Origin of the sequence: Methanosarcina sp. UBA289 (assembly GCA_002496565.1) — an archaeon.
GTDB lineage: Archaea > Halobacteriota > Methanosarcinia > Methanosarcinales > Methanosarcinaceae > Methanosarcina.
Window position 1 is genome coordinate 107,231 of record DAKJ01000004.1, and the last position, 19,227, is coordinate 126,457.

Below are 19,227 nucleotides of genomic sequence, written 5' to 3' on the forward strand. Positions count from 1 at the left end.
ATTAAAGTTGTCACACCCCGTGGTTTGCAGCTGGGTATTCAACTATAATAAAAACGCTGGATCTTCAGAAGTTATCCGCTTAAAATGAGAAATCAATAACAGTAAAAAGAAATCTATCTGAAAACATGATAATTTTTCGAAAAGTTGACTGTTTATTATTTCTCTATCTGTGAGAACTTTACTAAATATCATTCTTTAAAAGTTGAGAAGGTGGAGAGATGACTAGATTATGCGTTTTAAAAATTGTATTATGTTGTTTATTGATAATTATGATTGGGTGTACATCTGCTTCGTCATCTGAATCTTTAGCCGAGTCTAAGCATCCTTATGCAAATAATTCTACATATACATGGACTAATATAAGTGAACCTGGTGCTACTGAAATACGACTTCATTTTTCAGATCTAGATATTGGTAATTACGATAAATTAATTATTTTAGATAAGTATGAAAATGATCTTGTAACTTATTCTGACATCACAAAAGCAGACTTCTGGACAGAATGGTATGCAGGGGATACGTTAGGAGTTAGGCTCATCACAAGCGACCAAGGGACAGGATATGGGTTCAAAATTGACAAATTAGATAGTAGGTCAGATATGTGTATATCTAATAACTCTTTAGCCGAGTCATATCATCCTTATGCAAACAACTTTGAGTATAAATGGCCTGATATAAGCAAGCCTGGTGCTACTGAAATACGACTTCATTTTGAAAGTCTTAGTCTTGCTGATTCCGATATACTAGTTCTTTATGATAAATATGACAATAAACTTGTGACCTATGATTACTGGCAGTCAAGTAAAGATTTCTGGACGGAATGGTATACAGGAGATACGTTAAAAGTTAAACTTATAACAGATAACTCAGGGACCGCTTATGGATTCAAAATTGACAAATTAGAAAGCAGATCAGATGTGTGTATATCTAATGACTCTCTAGCCGAATCATATCATCCTTATGCAAACAACTTTGAGTATAAATGGCCTGATATAAGCAAGCCTGGTGCCACTCAGATACGAATCCACTTCGAAAATCTTGATCTTGCTGATTCCGATATACTAGTTATTTATGATAAGTATGACAATAAACTTGTGACCTATGATTACTGGCAGTCAAGTAAAGATTTCTGGACGGAATGGTATACAGGAGATATGTTAAAAGTCAAACTTGTAACAGGTAACTCAGGGACTGCTTATGGATTCAAAATTGATAAAGGTGAAATTAAAAATGATAGAAATGTAACAACTGCTTTTTCTGAATCTAAAGAAGTTAATAATAAAATATCTAGAAGTAAACCTGAAAAAAGTGAAGATTCTGAGTCTTCAGGTGAAGATTCTGAAGAATCTCAAAATCCCACGGTTAATTCTGAATATATCCATAATCAATTCGTCAAAATTGCAGTTACTCTGAATATCTTAAAAGATGATGATGATCAGTCATGGATGTATAAAAATATACAATGGATTTTTAGCGGAGTGGGAGTTTCCTTTATTGGAGCTATATGTGGGCTTGTAAAAAAATCTAAGGATAAAAAACTAGAAGACAAAAAATCAGAAGACGACAAACCAGAAGATAAAAAATCATAAAGCAACCAAAGTGTTGAACAATCAAAGTTGTGCTGGTTTACCCCGCAGCTTGCTGCGGGGTATTCTACTGAAATAAAATCTACTCTTATAAACCATCCCGATGCCTGATAAGTTACAACCTTGAAAATATCACGTATTTTTAAACTTCTGACTTCAGGTAAAGATCCAGGATTTTTCTGAAAAATTGTCTAAAGTATGATGAATCTCAAAACCTTTACCTGAAATATCAGTATCATCCTAGGCATTACTTAATCCTGCTTCGTAAGCTATATATACTATCCCCAATAAATAAGGATACTGTATAAAAGTCTCTAATTCGGAGCGTGTTTTTTCAGATAATGTTGCACCAGAGGATCAATGTAGAACTGAACCTTCAGATGCATCCATTGAAGTTTTCAGCTTTTTGTCTCATTTTTAGAACTCCATAAGAGTCTAGACTATGCGCTCTGGTGGGGAACTCTATTTCGTTTTTGAACTAGTTGAAACCTGCCGACAAAAAGGCCTGATCTGATTAAAAACACAAAAATAATAAACGAATTAAAGAAAATTTACACAAAGTAAAAACGAGCTAATAAAGAGCACCCTTAGTACCTTTATTTGCGAGGTTTGAAACAAAATGTCAGAAGAATCCGATGATCCAGACAGTAGTGATAGTAGCAGTCGTCAGAAAATGTTCACAGTAACCGGAATGGTGCTGTGTGCTATACAGTTTACGTTCTTCGTAGGTATGATTCTAAAATTCATCGAGGCGGAGTTTCTCGGTGGTTTTACATTCATGCTGCTTGCTTACTCTTCAGCGTTCATTTACAGGAACATGGAGAACTCCGGGAAAATTCCCAATGTAGCCGAGAACTGATGACTGTGTGGCTTTGCTTTAAAAACCATACATTCTACAAAAACTATCTGTTCTGAATTTTTCTTTTTCCGATTCCTTTTCTTTTTTTCTTTTTTCTTCTCTATTTTCTCATATCTCCCTATGTTATTTTTCCAGTTTTTATTTATTTTTCCCTATATTGCCTTATATATCCATTTTCCCTTTATTTTTCTATTTTACTTTATTTTTCCCTCATTATCTCTTCTCCCTAAAACTTTTTATTTTTATGTTTTTTGTTTTTATGCTATTTTATTTTTTAAATTTTCACTTTAAATTGATTCTAGCTTTGGAAAGAGATTATGATAATCTTTTAGTGACTTCTTCTGCTCATAGGAGGTAAAAGTTATTAATTTGTGAAAGCATAGGGTGCAGATAAGCTTCGGACTTGGAAAAAAGGAATTTATTGGATTCTTTGGTCCAGGAAAGAAATGCCTGAGTCATAAAACAGAAAAAGAAATATAGGATTATTTTTTAGTACCAGTAATAATTTTCTATGGGATAAACATGGATTTAACCTTGCAGATTGATACCGATTACTCGCTTCAGGAAGCAAGCGAGATTATTCGCTCGGCTCTGGAACACGAAAAACACCTTGCAAAATACAAAATAGACCGTTACGCCATGATCTGCGATGAGTTTGAAGATCGTTATGACCTGATCTCTACCGAGTTCATACAAAAATTTGAAGCTGGAGAACTTATCGGGGAAGATAACTATTTTGAGTGGTATGCTGCAAAACGAGGGCTTGACCACTGGAAAAGAAAGCTGGCCCTCCTCAAAGGTATCAAATTTTAACTTCTCTATAAACTGATTAATAATATTCTCAAAGCTAATTTACAAATATCCCTCAAAGCTAATTTACAAATTTCTTAATAGCTAATTGACACCTGATTGAAAACTTCTCTAAATCCTTGCTACTCTTAATCCTAGTAACTCCTGTTATTGTTTTATACTGTTTTTCAGGTATTTTCAGGTCTGATCTAGTGCTTGCATCTTTTGGGCCTGTTCTAAGTAATAATAAAGCTCAGAAGTGTCTAAAATTAATGAAAATGTATTTATAACTGCGGTGTCATTGGTCATATTGTATCTTTTTAGGTGGTTGGATGGGCACAAATATCGGATTAATGGAACTCGTCTTTCGGTCTGAGAAACGCAGGAACCTCTTGATTTTTCTCAAAGATGGGCCCAGATCCATACATGAAATCCAGAAATACCTATGTGTTGATTCCGTCTCTATTCTTCCTCACATTAAAAAGCTTAAGGACAGAAAATTGGTCATACAGAGGGATCACACTTATGAGCTATCCATTATAGGAAAGGCAATTGTGAATAAAATGCCACCTCTTCTGAATACTCTGGAAGTGCTTGAAGATAATTTCGATTACTGGTCACGACGGAGCTTCGAAGGGATTCCCCCGGTTTTACGGAGTCGAATATGGGAGTTGAAAAACTGTAAACTTATCCGTCCGGACTTGAGTCATATGTTTGAACTTGACCCTGAATTCGTGGAAAACCTTCTCCTTTCAAGGCAGGTTTTCGGCTTCAGTTCATATTTCCATCCTTCATTTATCTCTCTCTATCTGGAAATTGCAAAAAAAGAGGCCCAGATTTCTTTAATGCTTACCGAGCCCGTACTAAAAAGGTTTAAAGCCGATTATAGCGAAGACTTTCGAACTCTTATAGGGTTTGAACATGTAAACCTCTCTCTTTTCCCGAAAAACCCGAGGCTTGCAGGCTTTACAGTTACAGATAGGTTCTTCCTGCTCACCATCCTTCCACAAATAAAATTTTTTGAGCGTGAAAGTCTATTCAGTTCCGAACCTCAGGCTCTCAAATGGGGTACCGACCTTTTTTCGCATTTGCAAAAGGAAGCAATTCAAGTTTCAGGTAATACTAACTTAATTATTAGCTGAGATTCATCAGGATTTTTAAACGCAGAAATAGTGAGGATCTGACATTTAGGCTCTGTTAAAAAAGTTCTAAAAGCTTAAAATATATCCTTTCAGATAACGAGTGTACCTAATTACTTTCTTTAAATAACTATTTAATGGAATAAGGGGCTAATGTTTGAGGGGATTGGTATGATCTTCACACTTAATATCGAAACAAATTTCTCTCCTCAGGAAGTAACTGAGGCTATTCGCTCGGCTCTTGAGCATGAAAAGCATGTTGCCAGGTATAAGATCAAGCGTTACTCTGCAATCTGCAGGGATTTCGAAACGAAATTCGGTTTCAGTTCTGCTGAACTCCAGGCAAAGATTGAAGCTCCAAGTAGAAGTAAAGAAAGCAATTTTTTCGATTGGTATGCGGCAAAAAAAGGGCTTGAACACTGGAATAAAAGACTTGAAATCCTTTCAGGCATTTCTTTTTGAATTGAGTCATTAAAGGTTCAGTTATTTATCCGATGATTTGTCGGGACAATTTTGACTTCCGAGGTTTTACCTTTTGAATTTTTGTTTGAATATTCCATTTTTCTATAAAATTTACTTAATCTTTTTTGTACTTTGATCCAGATATCTGCTTTCGGTGTCCTGTTTAAACCAGAACTGGCAAATTATTTATGTATATGTATAATCATTAACAGGATTAATCATTCTCCATGATAGGAGTAATTATGCTTAATAGCTAATTCGCTATCTTATCCATTATGATATGAAAATCAATCTTCTTCCATCTAGCGATTTTGGGTATTAAGCCTTTGGTTGTAAAATATGCTGAGGTGTTTTATCTGGTCAAAAATATTCTAAAAAGTATGGTAGGAGAAGCTCTTATTGGCTCTGGCCCTGAAATTGCACACATAGATCTGGTTATCGGACCAAGAGGAGGGCCAGTCGAAGCAGCATTTATAAACTCACTCGCAATGCCCAGGCAGGGACATACCCCACTTCTTGCAGTCTTGGAGCCAAATGTCCAGCCCAAACCTGTGACCCTACTCGTAAACAAAGTAACGATAAAAAATGTCTCCCAAGCTGCCCTTATGTTTGGGCCGGCTCAGGCTGCAGTCGCAAAGGCGGTCATGGATTCTGTGGCTGATGGAGTGCTTCCTGAAGAACAGGCTGATGACATTTTTATTATTGTTTCTGTATTTATTGAATGGGATGCAAAAGACAAGGATAAAGTTTACGAATTTAACTATGAAGCGACAAAGCTTGCAATAGCAAGGGCAATGGAAGGCAAACCGACTGTCGAAGAAGCGCTTTCTAAAAAAGACTCAGCAAAACATCCATTTGCCTGAATTGTGGCTCAATGTAATTCAAATTTCAAAAGCAATTTACTTCAGGTTGAAGCCTGACTTACTAAATTGCTGACAGGCTGAATCTCAGGGGTATCTTATATACTCCAAAGAGAGATTCTGCCTCAGTATTTTCTGAATAATCTCTTCATTTTTCGAATAGAGATGCTGCAGACACTTCTCTAACCTTTCATACTGCTCTACTTAAAAAACAGATTGTAACGCTGTATTCGAGCTTAAATCCCATTATGTGCCCTCTTATAAGCTGGAAAAATCTGTAAGGAATAGAGACTGGTTTTTTGTGGAAAACAAAGCCTGAAAAACTAATAATCTGAGCATAGGATTCTAAAATGCTGATGTATTCTATTAACTACACAAAGAAGCTTCAAGAAATTTTTCAATTAAAAAAGGCAATAGTAATGTTATTTCTTACAAAGTTCGTGCTAATAATGAATTGAAAAATACCTGGAGCAGTTTTACCCCTTGCTTTTTCTGTCGTAGGGTAATTTCAGTCATTATTTTTTTCCTTTCTGGAATAATTTCATGTCTCAAAGAATATCTTTCTTCTTAAATTAATTTCTATTTTTTGTTTTTAATTTATTGATTTTTCGCTCTTTCTCTAAAGTATGAAGTTGCCAGAGACATGATATTTAATAATTTATAATAGGTAGCTCCTTCTTCCTAGATCTATGGTATTGAAGGTTATACTCGCTATATTGTATTACCAGAATCTCTAATCTCCCTCATATGTCTGTATTTTGTAATTAATTCAGGAACAGGTTCTGGAGCTTGTGACTTTATAGAGTTGTCGAGGTCTTATGCCTATAATGGAATTGAGTGTATCGTAGATGTCAGGGCATTACATATACTTCAGTTAACTGTTTCTGATAGATATCTTGGTTGCTTTTTCTTTTATTTCTTTGCTGAGAAAGTTCCCGCGGGAACTAAAATTTCTGAGTTAGGATTATTTTTGCAGGTTCTGTTCTTTCCAGGCTTTTTCCGGCCTCTCTGATGATCGGAAAGGAGATAGAAGACTGAAATACTGTGTAAAAAATAAATGTGCGGGCAGATAAATATTTATAATAAGTATAAGTAGTTTATATTGAGGTAAAAATAAGACTTTACTGTGGGGGAATTACATATATGAAAATTAGAGTAGTTAGTTCCAGAGAGGAAATATTCACTCTCAATCCTAATGAACGTGTTGTTCATCTGGCCTTCAGGCCTTCGAACAAGGACATTTTTGCACTGGTTGAAACCTGCCCGAAAATTGAGGTAATTCAGCTGCCTAAATCTTACAGGCGCACGGTTTCGAAATCTATAGAAATGTTCCTTGAAATGCAGAGGATTCAGCTTATTGAAGGCGATGTATGGGGCCACAGAAAGGATATCAATGAATATTACAGCATTCCTTCCTCAGTCATTGAGAAAATAAGGGAACTGAAATCTGAGGGCACGCCTGCTGAGAGAATCGAAGAAAAGGTCTCAAGGGAAAGCAAACTCAATCCTGAAATGGTTGCTTATATCCTGACAAAGGAAGCTTCTGCCTGAATACGTATAAGGCCGGAATTTCTGCTATATTCTTGGGTGCAGGTAAGGTCATAAATTAGTATAAAATATTTGAGGTTGTCGCCATTATTCCGATTCCAGCCTAAATATTAAACTTAAGGAACCTGAGATGTCTCCCTATTGTAGGCGGTAGCGTAAGCTTTATAGAGCGGGGAGACTTCTTATGTTTTTTGCTTATAAGTTATTTTGCACTGTTCTTTTGCACTGTTCTGCATATATTAAGTAATTTTTAATTTTACTCCTTATAAGTAATTTTTAATTTACTCCTTATTTTCTGTTCAATTCCCTATCTTAAGCATCTTATGAAAAAAGTTTCGACTCGATATTAAGCAAAAAGTCGAAACAGTAGTAACTTATATACCTTTGATGGCTCTAATCTCTTTAGCAACATAAATTCGAGAGGAGACTGAAGGGTTGCAATTAGAACTTCTAGAGCTGATTTTTCTTTCCGACAAGCGAAAACAGTTATTGCTCTTTCTGAAAGATGGGCCGAAAAGCATGGATGAGATCAAGGAAGCCCTTGATGTAACATCTACTGCCATCCTACCTCAGATCAAAAAGTTAAAAGAAAAATCTCTGGTTGTTCAGGAAGACAAAAATTATAGCCTCTCGCTTATAGGAAAAGTCCTTGTTGAAAAAATGCAGCCTCTTGTTAGTATAATTGACGTTTTCGAGGACAACTTTGATTACTGGGTTGAAAGAGATTTCCAAGGAATTCCCCCTTCTCTCCGAAAGCGGCTTGGAGAGCTCAGAAAATGTAAATTAATTCAGCCCGATCTGGACAGGATGTTCGAGCTTGATCCAGAGATAGTTGAAAACCTCTCAAAGTCGAGTTGTATTCATGAATGTCTGGCCTATTTTGATCCCTCTCTTATTTCTATATGTCAGGAACTTGCCAAAGGTGGAGTTAAGCTCTCATTTCTTATGTCTGAACCTGTTTTTCAGTACTACTCTAAGGATTACCTCGAAGACTTTCGGGAGATGCTGGCCTTAGAAAATATGAAGTTTTTCCTTTATTCAGGAGAGCTAAGGATCGCTAATCTTACCGTAACCGATAAATTTGTCATGGTTGCTCTTTTCCCGAAAAATCAAAAGCACTTTGACAGAGAAAACCTGATAAGTTATGAACCCTCATCTCTTAATTTCGGAAATGAACTTTTTGACGAGTTGATTAGGGACTCTACAAGGATTACCCAAATATCACAGGAATAAAATGCATGTAAATTGGCTCTGTAGAAATCCTCTGAGATAAAGAATTCTCATTAATTTGAACTAAATAGCTTGACCTGTTTTTATTTCCTTATTTTCAGCCTATTGTAACTAATTTAAATAGGGTTTTCTACAGAGCCCGTAGGTATTAAGTTCTTATTGTGCTCAAAACTACGGTTAACTTGGTGCTCCCTGTGGTTGTGGTGCTTTGCTGCTTCTGTGCTTTAGCTTTTCGGCAATGTCGATACCAAGCCTTTTGCATTCTTGCACATCCTTATCTGTGGGCTTGTGCAGTATCCGGAGTACAGGATCTATAACAGTCATTCCCATCTGTCTCATTTTTTCGGCTATTAGTATAGGAGCTTCTCCGCTCCATCCGTAAGACCCGAAAGCAGCTCCTAATTTTCCTTTCGGGTTTGTGGAAGCAAGAGTCTCATCCATAAATTTTTCCATAGGCTGTAGCATTCTATAATAAAAAGTCGAGGAGCCAACTGCAATCGCATCGGCCTCATTAAGGTCCTCGATTTTTACATCATAAAAACTAACAGCTTTTGCATCCACATGTTTTGATTCAATTCCACTAGCTATTGCTTCGGCCATAGCTTTTGTATTCCCCGAGGTACTGAGATAAACTACTATCGCTTTCAATCTTATCCCCCTCACTGTAAGATCTTATATTAACTCCAGTAGTGGACAAAAAGTGATCAAAGTGGCTGTATATTTCCCAAAAGCTGGAATATAAGGCGAGACCAAGAGCTTCTCACTTTTCAATCCTGTATTAATTATAAAAATTATTTTAAATAAGGATTTCGTCGACCATGGTAAGGTTGACTCCAGCTATAAAAAGTCATCCAAGATCTGCTACAATACGGATGGGAGCTATATAGTTAACTACCTGGAGAGCTACACTCTCAAGAAAATTGCGTACATTCTGAGGAATTCTGTCTGTAGTATGAGAAGCAAAGTTAAGGCTGCCTATAATTTCTCCTCTGTGCTTCATAGGAATAACGGCTACTGCAGTAATTTCTTCCTTCCTGATTAAATCTGCCATTTTTTCTGCAAAAAAATCCATCCTGTAGACAGGCTTCTCAATCCAGATCTGCTGAGCTTCAGGGGAATCTGCCCTGTATATAGAAACATTTTTCACAAATTCAGGAGAAAGTCCCCGGTATGCAACCAGATTAATCTGGTCCATGAGATCGTCTTTCAAGTATATACCTGCAGCATCTATCTCTTCTATCTTCAGGCAGGCATCAAGGATATCATTAAGCATAGTCTGAAGGTTCCAGGTAGTGCTCAGGGATACCCCAAGTTCCCTTTGGATATCGAGCATTTTCTCAGCCTCTTTTCTCTCTGTGACATCGATAACTATTCCCTGAAGATGAGTAACTTCGCCTTTTCTATCTCGCTGGATAAACGTTCGTTCTTCAACCCAGCGTATACTCCCGTCTCCTGTAAATATTCTATACTCCATATCAAAAGAATCATATCCTTCTCTTACTGAACGTGCCAGACTTTCGATTACAGCCTGGATATCCTCTCTGTGGATTATGTTTCCATAAAGTATGTTTCCTGAAAGGAGGTCATCCACTGAGTACCCGAACTGCGTCACGTTTTCAGAAACAAAATCTACAGGCCAGTTTTCTATATTTCTCCATAGAAAAGCTACTGCCGGACTTTTGCTAATTATATTTTCCAGCATTTTCTGCATTTTTAATGATTTCCTCAGAGCCCTTTCAACTTTCTTCCTACGGGTTATATCCAGTACTATTCCCTGAAAGCAGGACACTTTCCCATCCCTTTCTCTCTGGATAAAGGTTCTCTCGTTTACCCATAGTATATCTCCTGCTTTTGTATAAATCCTGTATTCCGAATTGAAACTTACCTCTCCTTTCTGGATACTCCTATCAAGCCCTTCTTCTACTCGATTCAGGTCTTCAGGGTGTATGATTTTACCGTACTGAACTTTTTGTGATAGAAAATCATCAACCGTATATCCAAACTGTATTACATTATCCGAGACAAAAATCGCAGGCCAGTGCTTATCGTTCTTCCATAGAAAGATTACTGCAGGGCTATTATTAACTGCTGTAGTCAACAATTTCTGCATCTCAAGAGTTTTTTCCAGTTCTTCTTCACCTTTCTTCCTCCTGGTGATATCGAGCACTACTCCCTGAAAATGTGTTGCTTCTCCGTCTGCATTTCTCTGGATAAAAATCCTTTCATTTATCCATCGAATATCTCCTGCTTTTGTAATAATCCTATACTCCAGGCTGAACGCGGAAACCCCACTTTTTATTTTTTTCTCAAATTCCTTTTCAACCTCTTCGAGATCATCGGAGTATATTAGATCTTTATACATTACCCTGCCAGAAATGAAGTCTTCTTTCGTGTATCCAAATTTCGCCACGTTTTCGGAGACGAACTCAACAGGCCATTTATCTTCGTTCTTCCAAAGAAAGAGCACTACGTGACTATTATTGATCATTGTTCTTAGAGTCTCTTCTTTTTCCAGGGCTGCGTGGAGAGCCTCTCCTCTTATGTTGTTTCTACTGCCTGCGGTCTGGAAGTTCACATTTAAAGCTCCCTTATCCTCCGAACCCTCATCCATTTCTACAATCACCTTCACATGGCATTTTAATATCCCTTTTATGTACTCCTGTGTTCTTCTTTTTCATCTATATTTTATTTATATAATTATATTTCTATCAAATTAATTTCTTTGATCATATATCTTATTTTCATATTTTAATCTCTATAAAAATAGCTGACTATAAATCAATATCTTTACTTCTTGGTTTCCGATACCATATGTCAATTCTGTCCGAGCATTCAAATCAAATTATACTATTATTTGGAAATTGAGAAGGATCCGTACTCTTAAATCTGACAAATGAGGGTAAAATTAGGTAATTAAGCAAACAGATTTATATGAAATACAATAAAAAGATAGTAATATCTAAATCAGCAAAAAAGCACTCAAATGAAATAAATTGAATAATGTGAACGGGTATATTCCTGTTATGGTTAATTCTTGTAGTATGTTCGCTTGTTAGGGTGTGATCTTGTAGTAGATGTGTCCAGAGCAGGCCCGTTCACTATGCAATATTATTCAAAAATCTGATTAGTTATATAAATATTTGGATACTATTATATTAACTTGCCTTTTTGTACAAATCGTGAAAGCTTTTATGTTTCACGAGTGGGTTATTATTCAATTCTTATATGATTCTCCGAAATCAGATTTCCCTTTTTGCTAAACTTTTTATTTATATTTTTTATACCAGATTTTATGTTATATTAACTTGCCTTTTTGTACAACTCATGAAATTTTTATGTTTCAAAAAAAGATTATCATCCAATTTTGATACTTATTATCTCAAAACAAGTTGCTCTTTCTGTTAAATTCTTTATTCATATTTTATACCATATTTCTATTCTAGCCGTATTGCAATTATCTTATTAACTTTTTTTCAGCCAGCCTTCCTATACTCATTCTCTGAGATTTTCAGTACTTTCTCCTTCCCTTTTTACAACTTTTTCTTCCCCAACCTGTTTATACTATGAAGTTTTTTCCTATCTATACATTATAATTAGTTCTTACCATGAAATGTTAAGGAGATTTGTAATGAGAAGCTCTATTATAAAAGAAGGACCGGAACGTGCTGCCAACCGTTCACTTCTGAAGGCGACCGGAGTCACAGATTCCGAGATGAGGAAGCCATTCATCGCAGTCGTTAATTCCTGGAACGATATAATTCCTGGCCATATCCATTTGAATAAACTTGCAGAGTCTGTGAAAGCCGGAATCAGGAACGCCGGGGGAGTTCCTTTCGAATTCCATACTATAGGGGTCTGCGATGGAATCGCAATGGGACATGAGGGTATGAAATATTCCCTTCCCAGCAGAGAGGTCATTGAGGACACAATAGAGCTTATGGTTAAAGCCCATCAGTTTGATGGAATTGTCCTTATCCCTTCCTGTGACAAGATCGTGCCAGGTCACCTTATGGCAGCAGGCAGGTTAGATATCCCTGCAATTGTTGTAACCGGAGGGCCTATGCTTCCGGGATATGTGGATGACAAATATACGGACCTTATCTCGGTTTTCGAAGGGGTGGGTGCTTATAGTGCAGGCAAACTCTCGGAGCTTGATCTTAAAAGGCTTGAAAATCTTTCCTGCGCAGGAGCCGGATCTTGTGCAGGGATGTTTACAGCAAACACTATGGCCTGCATGACCGAAGCCCTTGGCCTGAGCCTTCCAGGCTGTGCAACTGCCCACGCAGTGGATGCAAAAAAGGCTCGCATTGCCAAGGAATCCGGCGAACGCATAGTTGAGATGATCCGAGAAAACCTGACTCCGAGAAAGATTGTCAGTCTCAAATCCTTTGAAAATGCCATAATGGTAGATATGGCAATCGGGGGTAGTACAAACACAACTCTGCATCTTCCTGCCCTTGCCCACGAATTCGGGCTGAATCTCCCCCTTGAGAAATTTGACGAATTGAGCAGGACAACACCCCATCTGATTTCCCTGCGCCCTAGCGGCCCTAATTTCATGCTGCATTTTGATAGGGCAGGCGGAGTTCAGGCAATCATGCAGAGGCTGTCCTCCAAACTTCATTTGGATCAGCTTACAGTGAACGGCAAAACTATTGGGGAAAATCTTAAAGAATTTGATATTGTTAACCCGAAGCTCAATAAAGAGATTATTGCAACTCTCGAAGAGCCTATCCATGCCGAAGGCGGAATTGCAGTCCTTAAAGGTAACCTTGCCCCTGATGGCTCGGTTGTGAAACAGGCAGCCGTTGATCCAAAAATGCGTGTTTATACAGGCCCTGCAAAAGTTTATGACTGTGAAGAGGATGCTATGGAAAGTATCCTTGCAGGCAATGTGAAACCTGGAGATATTGTAGTTATCCGCTATGAGGGCCCGAAAGGCGGCCCTGGTATGAGGGAAATGCTTGCAGCTACAGCCGCAATCGGAGGTATGGGTCTTCTAGAATCGGTTGCTCTGATAACTGACGGGCGCTTTTCCGGAGGCACCCGCGGGCCGTGTATAGGGCACGTTTCTCCCGAAGCCAGTGAAGGAGGGCCAATTGCCCTGGTAAAAGATGGGGATATGATAGAAATTAATATTCCTGAAAGAGCTCTAAATCTTAAGATCTCAGAAGAAGAGCTTAAGAAGCGGAAGGCAGTTTTCGTTCCTCCAAAAAAGGAAGTTACAGGTTACCTTGCCAGGTACCAGCGTGCCGTCCACTCTGCAAATACAGGCGGAATAGTAGACTGAGTCGTCAGTGTTTGCTTAAAAGCTTTGTTTTTGGAAGGTCTCTCATCCTTCCTATTTTTTACTTTTCTCCGGCCTTAAATCTGCTGTTCTTGAAGTTCTCGAAATTCTTTAAATTCTTTATTTCTAAAACTACTTGAAAGTCTGAAGAATTTGTGAAGATGTTTTTGAATCTATTAAAGGGAGGTCTGAATTTTGGAAATAAGAGGTTTATGTGCGATTTGTGGGCTTCCGGCTAAACTCTATACCTGCCCTGTATGCGGAAAAACTGTGTGTATCCAGTGTATGGATCCTAAAAAGCAAATTTGCATAAGGTGTGCCGGTGGCAGGACAGGCATTGCATTTAGCTCTGAAGATACACGGATATCTAAATGAAAAAAGGTTAAATGGATATCTGAGCCCTTCAGCCCTGTATTTGCCCTCTTGGTTAGTAAATTATACAAGCAGGTTTACAGGATGCCGGGAAGCAGACTCGATATCAAGGTCAGCTACAGCTTCAGAAATCATTATATCACTCATAGCGGCCATAGGAAATACATATGGAGCATAATCGATAGGCCCATAGAGGATAAAATCTCCAGCTGCGGCCTGCTGCAAGCAGGTTGAACCTATATCACAGATTTTATAGAGGACGGGATCTTTTTCTTTCTTCTGATTTAGCCAGTTCCAGGCTGAAGGTGCGTTGTGGATTCCCGAGCCTGTGGGATGTCCCCATTTTGCTTTTGCGGTAATTGTCATCCTGAGGGCTACGCCTGCTCCATTCCCCATAGGGGTAATACTCGGATCTATAAGCTTGTTAACTATTCCACATCTATCTGCAATTGAAAGTAATCCATTTTCCATAAGGCCTGCCCCATTTTCCAGTAGTTTCATCCTGCCCTGCAGGGACGAGTCCGTTGCATTGAAACCAAGGATAATCGAGCTATCAATATCGGAGAGAGCAAGAGCTTCAATTTCCGAAGCATTTATGCTCATGTTTATGGAATTATAGATTGCTTTGTCTGCAAGCCCGACCTCGCTGACATATTCTGCAGCGCGGGAACGCACGTTTCCTTCTGGGGAGTCTATAAGAAAGGGAGCTTCTGAAACTTCTGTCACAAAGTCAATGTAACGGGTAATGCTTTCAGGGGTAGTACCGAAAATATGAATTATATGCGGGTTTCCTGTTTCTTCCGCACTTGTTTCCTGCAGATTTATTAGTCTTTCGGCAGCAGTCCTATCAAATAGGCCTCTTGCAGCATCTTTTACGATTTCATGCTTGTCATAAAATATAGTTCCTGCAAGCACGGTCGGGAGTTCTCCTGGCTGTCCGCCTATCTTCACTCCTGCAATGTTAACTATTTCCTGTTCTTTCTGAAATTTAAACATTTTTACACCATTAAAGTCTACAGGCTAATATTTTGTTTCAAAACATGGTAATATATGCTCGACGCAAGTCTCTTTACTGGAAATTAGAAATCCTTTGTCGGGCAGACAACTCCTGCAGCCGCGTCCATGATAAATTCTTCGGAAATTATTATATCACCTGAAAGAGAATCAGTGAAAGTAGGCTGTTTTTTCTTCTGTGAAATGGCTACAAGAGGTTGATCCGGGTAAACTTCCCCTCGGCCCTTATATCTTCTCACAATTTCTGTTATCTTTTCAGGATCAGTCAGCCCTATCCTGTCAAGAATCACTATCTGCTGCTGGAAGCGTTTGACTGCTGCCTTGGATACATTTTCTATAAAAGGGATGGCTCCTTCAGAGCCAATAATTCTGCCCTTTTCGTCAATCCCATTTTCATGGATTGCAATTAGGGAATGGCCTGCTAGGTGTCCCCTCGATTCTATCCCGCAGATAAGAACATATCTGATATTGCAATTTGAGATGACGTTTACTATTATTTTTTCGACTCCCAAATTTTCGGTTTTTGAACTTCCCCAGAGTGCCGCCTCAGGCGAGGGATTTATCTGGCTCGCAAGAGTTATTACTGCAATCCGGGACCTCGGATCTCCTACAGTATAGTCGCCTTTTACTATCGGCCATCCCTCTGCAACAGTTTTCAAGGAATCACCTTTTGTCTTTCTTTATTCAGGTGAGACAGCGCACTTGCAAGCATTATTGCTTTAGTAAAATGTCCACCTACCCTTGATGTATCTACAAAAACATAATCATCCATTAGCACCGGAGCTCCAAGCCCGTCACCCCCGCCCAGGAAAGCAATTGTCCTAAAGATTAGGTTTCCGGAGATTCCATCAGGGGCAACGATGAAGTTCGATTCTTTTATGGCGTCTTCAATAAGAATTGTATAATGCTTGGCATTGATCCCGAGTTCAACAGCCCGATTTGTCACGAATTCTCCGTCTGCAAGAGTTCTGTCCACACGTTTGTTCCTTCCTACATCTCCAATCCTGCCTCCCGACAGCACACCGACCTTAGGCTCTATCCCAAATCTCCTTATGTGTTCGGCACCGAGCGTTATCATTCTTAGTTTGTCTGCAATGGTGTTTCCCTCGTCGATTCCTACAGGGGCGAGAAAGAAAGGTGTTCCATCAACCGTGAGGAGCAGGGCAAGTCGGCAGATTCTTCTCTTTCCTAGAGCCTCTTTGAGATGGGCAAGGGCTCCCGATGCCTTTGCAGTGCCCCTGATTGCTGCATCGACTTTTCTTGAGATCATAAGTTCCGCAAGAGTTTTTTCGGGTTCATCCGTGTCAATTACTTCAAGTTCCGTGCCGACCTTGTCAATTTCGTTCTTAATTCCTACCAGGACGACCTGTGCATATCCCAGTTCCTGGGCTTTCCAGGCACTCTCGAGCATTTTGGGGGTCGGATCCCTTATTCCCATAGCTACTCTGGCCCTGTTCGCCCTGGCCCTCACTTCGATAGCCTCAAGGAGGGCATGCATGCTATTCTTTTTCATATTCATCCTGACTGTTGTGTAAGATTTTAAGTAGTTCAAAGAAGTACAAACACGATCATTAATTAATTTTGTCCCCCGAGTTCCGCCACCCGAGTTCCTTCCCCCGAGTTCCGTCTCGGGAGCACGAAGCCCTTTTCGCTTCGCTCAAGAGGGCTGAATTATGAGCAAAAAAAGCTATATCTTTAATTTGCTCAAGAATGTAGTTGGATTGAGTTTTTGTACCCGGGATCGATTATAAACATGTTAGTGAGCTAATATTACAGAAGATATTTGCAGCCGGGAAGAAAGGAGATACGAGTACAGTTTTTTGCCCGAGTTTGTTCTGGCTATTGGAAGTATCTTTTTTATGAGAGCAAAAAGACTTTAATACATCTCGAAGTGTAAATTTAATGTTGTTTTTAAAATCGGTAGCAGAGGATCTCAGGAATAAAGACTATTACATAGTGAAAAGGTTAAAATGTATAGAGTTAAGAATGAGTTCTTTTTTTATTGGTATGGTTTAAGATGACGTTGGCAATTGAATGGGCTGAGAAATACCGCCCCCAGACCCTGAAGGAGATCGTAGGGAACAAAAAGGCGGTACAGGATTTGCGAGCCTGGGCTGAGAAGTGGCTTTCAGGCATTCCCGAGAGAAGGGCAGTAATCCTTCATGGGTCTGCAGGTGTAGGGAAGACTTCCACTGCTCACGCTCTTGCCCGCGATCTGGGCTGGGAAGTAATCGAACTCAATGCAAGCGACCAGAGAACTGCAGGTGTTATCGAAAAGGTTGCGGGATCAGCAGCTTCAATGAATACCCTCTTTGGAGGAAAGCGCCTGATTATTCTGGACGAAGCGGACAATCTTCACGGGACTGCAGACAGGGGCGGAATGCGGGCTATTGCAGGAATTATTAAGAGCACGCTTCAACCCATCGTGCTGATTGCAAACGATATTTATGGCTTGACTCCTACTATCCGGAACCTCTGTCTGGAAATTAAGTTCGGATCTGTGCAGAGCCGCTCTATGATTCCTGCTTTAAAGAAGGTCTGCGAGAGCGAGGGAGTTGTATGCAGCCTGGATGCAGTCCAGCAAATCGCTGAAGGGGCGGGAGGCGATCTAAGAAGTGCAATTAACGACCTTCAGGCTGCAGCTACCGGAAGAGAAGTGCTGGGTGTTGAAGATCTCAGTACTTCAGGCAGGGATGTCAAGGAAAACATCTTCAAGGCAATGCAGAGAATTTTCAAGAGCACGGACTGTAAAAAGGCCCTTGAAGCTGCTCGCGGACTTGACGAAAGTCCTGAAGACCTTGTACACTGGATCGATGAAAACCTGCCTATCCAGTATGCCTCTAAAGATGGAGATATTGAGGATATAAGGACCGGCTTTGGTTATCTCTCAAGGGCTGATCTCTACCTTGGACGCGTAAAGAAACGCCAGAACTATGGGATGTGGAGATACGCCAGCATGTTGATGGTCTGCGGAGCTGCAATTTCAAAGACAAGGCCCTATCCTGGATTTATTAAGTACCAGCCACCGTCTCTTTGGAAGAAGATGGGGCAGATACGTTCTAAGCGCGACCTCAGGGATAATATAGCTTCTAAAGTTGGAGAACACAGCTTCGAGTCCATGCGATATTCAAGAAATAACCTGCTGGAGCTTTACTCTAGCATGTTAAAGGATGAAGAGTCTGCAATTGAAATTACTGCAGGTCTGGGTCTTGAAATCGAGGAATTGATATACCTCTCGGGAAGCACAAAAGCCAGCAAAAAACTACAGAAAATTTACGATAGGGCACAGGAATTCCTCCTTGAAGGGAAAGAAGAATCCGATGGAACGGAATTTTTCAGGGCTCCCGATTCCTCAGGCGATAGTAAGGAGCTTCCTTCTGGCTTCGTGGTTACGACTCGTGAGGAAAAAGCTGGAAAATCTTCTGGGAAATCTTCTGAAAAGTCTGCAGTTCCAGATTCTCGGACCTCTCAGGGCGGGCAGAAGACCCTTAGCTTTGGCTTTGATATTTTGCCTGAGATTTCCCCAGAAATTACAGATTCGGGAGATAATAATACTTCTTTGGAAAAGATTATTTCTGATACCCTTAAACCTTATACCTTTAAACCTGATGACCTTGCATCTGATAACCTTACACCTGTTACCCTAAAACCTGATAGTTTTACTTCCGATACCCTTATACGGGAGCAGTATAGAGCAGGGACTGACGGAGTCGGATTCATACCTGATAGTCTCATGTCCAGTTCTCATAAAAACGATAATCTTAAGATTAAGGATTCTTTTTTCCTGCCTGAATCCTTTGAGAAGAGAGCTTTCTCTGGCTCTGAACCGATAGAAAGCAGCATCTCTCCTGAATTTTCAAAATCCATGAAATCTGTAAACCTTGAGCCTGCTATCAAAAAAGTTTCTGATACGTCTGAAAATTCTGAGGTAAAGGTTAGCGAAACTCCTAAAAAAGACGAGTCGAAAACACAAAAAACGCTTTTCGACTTCTAATATCTAACCTTTTGTTTTATTTTTTTGGTTTATTTTCAATTTTTATCCTAATTTTTCTCCTTGTTCAAAGATGAATTAATTTTTCTT

16 protein-coding genes are annotated in these 19,227 nt (G+C 39.3%); 11 read left to right on the forward strand and 5 right to left on the reverse strand.

Going from position 1 to position 19,227, the window contains the following annotated elements; genetic code table 11:
- Positions 1 to 218: 218 nt before the first annotated feature.
- The 8 genes from BP549_RS00975 to BP549_RS01010 all read left to right on the forward strand — a co-directional run bounded on the left by BP549_RS00975 (position 219) and on the right by BP549_RS01010 (position 8,476).
- Entirely contained in the window at positions 219 to 1,589 is a 1,371-nt protein-coding gene (locus BP549_RS00975) for a hypothetical protein (protein ID WP_292377466.1), read from the forward strand.
- A gap of 616 nt (positions 1,590 to 2,205) precedes the next feature.
- A complete protein-coding gene (locus tag BP549_RS00980) occupies positions 2,206 to 2,445 on the forward strand; it encodes a hypothetical protein (protein ID WP_292375725.1) in 240 nt (79 codons plus the stop codon).
- Between the two features lie 522 nt (positions 2,446 to 2,967).
- Positions 2,968 to 3,258, forward strand: coding sequence for a hypothetical protein (locus BP549_RS00985; protein ID WP_292375723.1), 291 nt, complete (start codon positions 2,968 to 2,970; stop codon positions 3,256 to 3,258).
- 308 nt (positions 3,259 to 3,566) lie between these two features.
- Positions 3,567 to 4,376: a helix-turn-helix transcriptional regulator gene (locus BP549_RS00990; protein WP_292377467.1), complete on the forward strand. Its 810-nt coding sequence runs from the start codon at positions 3,567 to 3,569 to the stop codon at positions 4,374 to 4,376.
- A gap of 168 nt (positions 4,377 to 4,544) precedes the next feature.
- Entirely contained in the window at positions 4,545 to 4,835 is a 291-nt protein-coding gene (locus BP549_RS00995) for a hypothetical protein (RefSeq protein WP_292377469.1), read from the forward strand.
- A gap of 380 nt (positions 4,836 to 5,215) precedes the next feature.
- A complete protein-coding gene (gene fae / locus BP549_RS01000; RefSeq protein ID WP_349682317.1) occupies positions 5,216 to 5,698 on the forward strand; it encodes a formaldehyde-activating enzyme in 483 nt (160 codons plus the stop codon).
- 1,140 nt (positions 5,699 to 6,838) lie between these two features.
- Positions 6,839 to 7,246 carry a DUF1699 family protein gene (locus tag BP549_RS01005; protein ID WP_095644032.1) on the forward strand — a complete coding sequence of 136 codons (408 nt, stop codon included), beginning with the start codon at positions 6,839 to 6,841 and terminating at the stop codon, positions 7,244 to 7,246.
- A gap of 432 nt (positions 7,247 to 7,678) precedes the next feature.
- Positions 7,679 to 8,476, forward strand: coding sequence for a helix-turn-helix transcriptional regulator (locus BP549_RS01010; protein ID WP_292377472.1), 798 nt, complete (start codon positions 7,679 to 7,681; stop codon positions 8,474 to 8,476).
- A gap of 174 nt (positions 8,477 to 8,650) precedes the next feature.
- Here the strand turns inward: BP549_RS01010 and BP549_RS01015 are convergent, their stop codons facing one another.
- On the reverse strand, positions 8,651 to 9,121 hold the full coding sequence (locus tag BP549_RS01015) for a flavodoxin domain-containing protein (RefSeq protein ID WP_292377473.1): 471 nt from the start codon (positions 9,119 to 9,121) through the stop codon (positions 8,651 to 8,653).
- A 199-nt stretch (positions 9,122 to 9,320) separates the two neighbouring features.
- A complete protein-coding gene (locus BP549_RS01020; RefSeq protein WP_292377555.1) occupies positions 9,321 to 11,084 on the reverse strand; it encodes a PAS domain-containing protein in 1,764 nt (587 codons plus the stop codon).
- 1,017 nt (positions 11,085 to 12,101) lie between these two features.
- On the opposite strand from BP549_RS01020, the gene ilvD reads away from it, so the two are divergent.
- Both ilvD and BP549_RS01030 read left to right on the forward strand, forming a co-directional pair.
- A complete protein-coding gene (gene ilvD / locus BP549_RS01025) occupies positions 12,102 to 13,763 on the forward strand; it encodes a dihydroxy-acid dehydratase (protein ID WP_292377474.1) in 1,662 nt (553 codons plus the stop codon).
- Positions 13,764 to 13,955: 192 nt separating this feature from the next.
- On the forward strand, positions 13,956 to 14,135 hold the full coding sequence (locus BP549_RS01030; RefSeq protein WP_292377475.1) for a hypothetical protein: 180 nt from the start codon (positions 13,956 to 13,958) through the stop codon (positions 14,133 to 14,135).
- A gap of 60 nt (positions 14,136 to 14,195) precedes the next feature.
- Here the strand turns inward: BP549_RS01030 and mtrH are convergent, their stop codons facing one another.
- From mtrH to mtxX, 3 genes are all read right to left on the reverse strand, one after another.
- The gene (gene mtrH, locus BP549_RS01035; protein WP_292377476.1) at positions 14,196 to 15,128 is read right to left on the reverse strand and encodes a tetrahydromethanopterin S-methyltransferase subunit H; all 933 of its coding nucleotides are present in this window, start codon (positions 15,126 to 15,128) and stop codon (positions 14,196 to 14,198) included.
- An 83-nt stretch (positions 15,129 to 15,211) separates the two neighbouring features.
- Positions 15,212 to 15,805, reverse strand: coding sequence for a tetrahydromethanopterin S-methyltransferase subunit A (locus BP549_RS01040; RefSeq protein WP_292377477.1), 594 nt, complete (start codon positions 15,803 to 15,805; stop codon positions 15,212 to 15,214).
- Complete coding sequence (gene mtxX / locus BP549_RS01045; protein WP_292377478.1) at positions 15,802 to 16,659, reverse strand: methanogenesis marker protein Mmp4/MtxX; 858 nt, start codon at positions 16,657 to 16,659, stop codon at positions 15,802 to 15,804. Before mtxX ends, BP549_RS01040 begins: the two co-directional genes overlap by 4 nt.
- 504 nt (positions 16,660 to 17,163) lie before the next feature.
- Between mtxX and BP549_RS01050 the strand changes: the two genes are divergently transcribed.
- Complete coding sequence (locus tag BP549_RS01050) at positions 17,164 to 19,140, forward strand: replication factor C large subunit (protein WP_292377479.1); 1,977 nt, start codon at positions 17,164 to 17,166, stop codon at positions 19,138 to 19,140.
- Positions 19,141 to 19,227 lie beyond the last annotated feature (87 nt).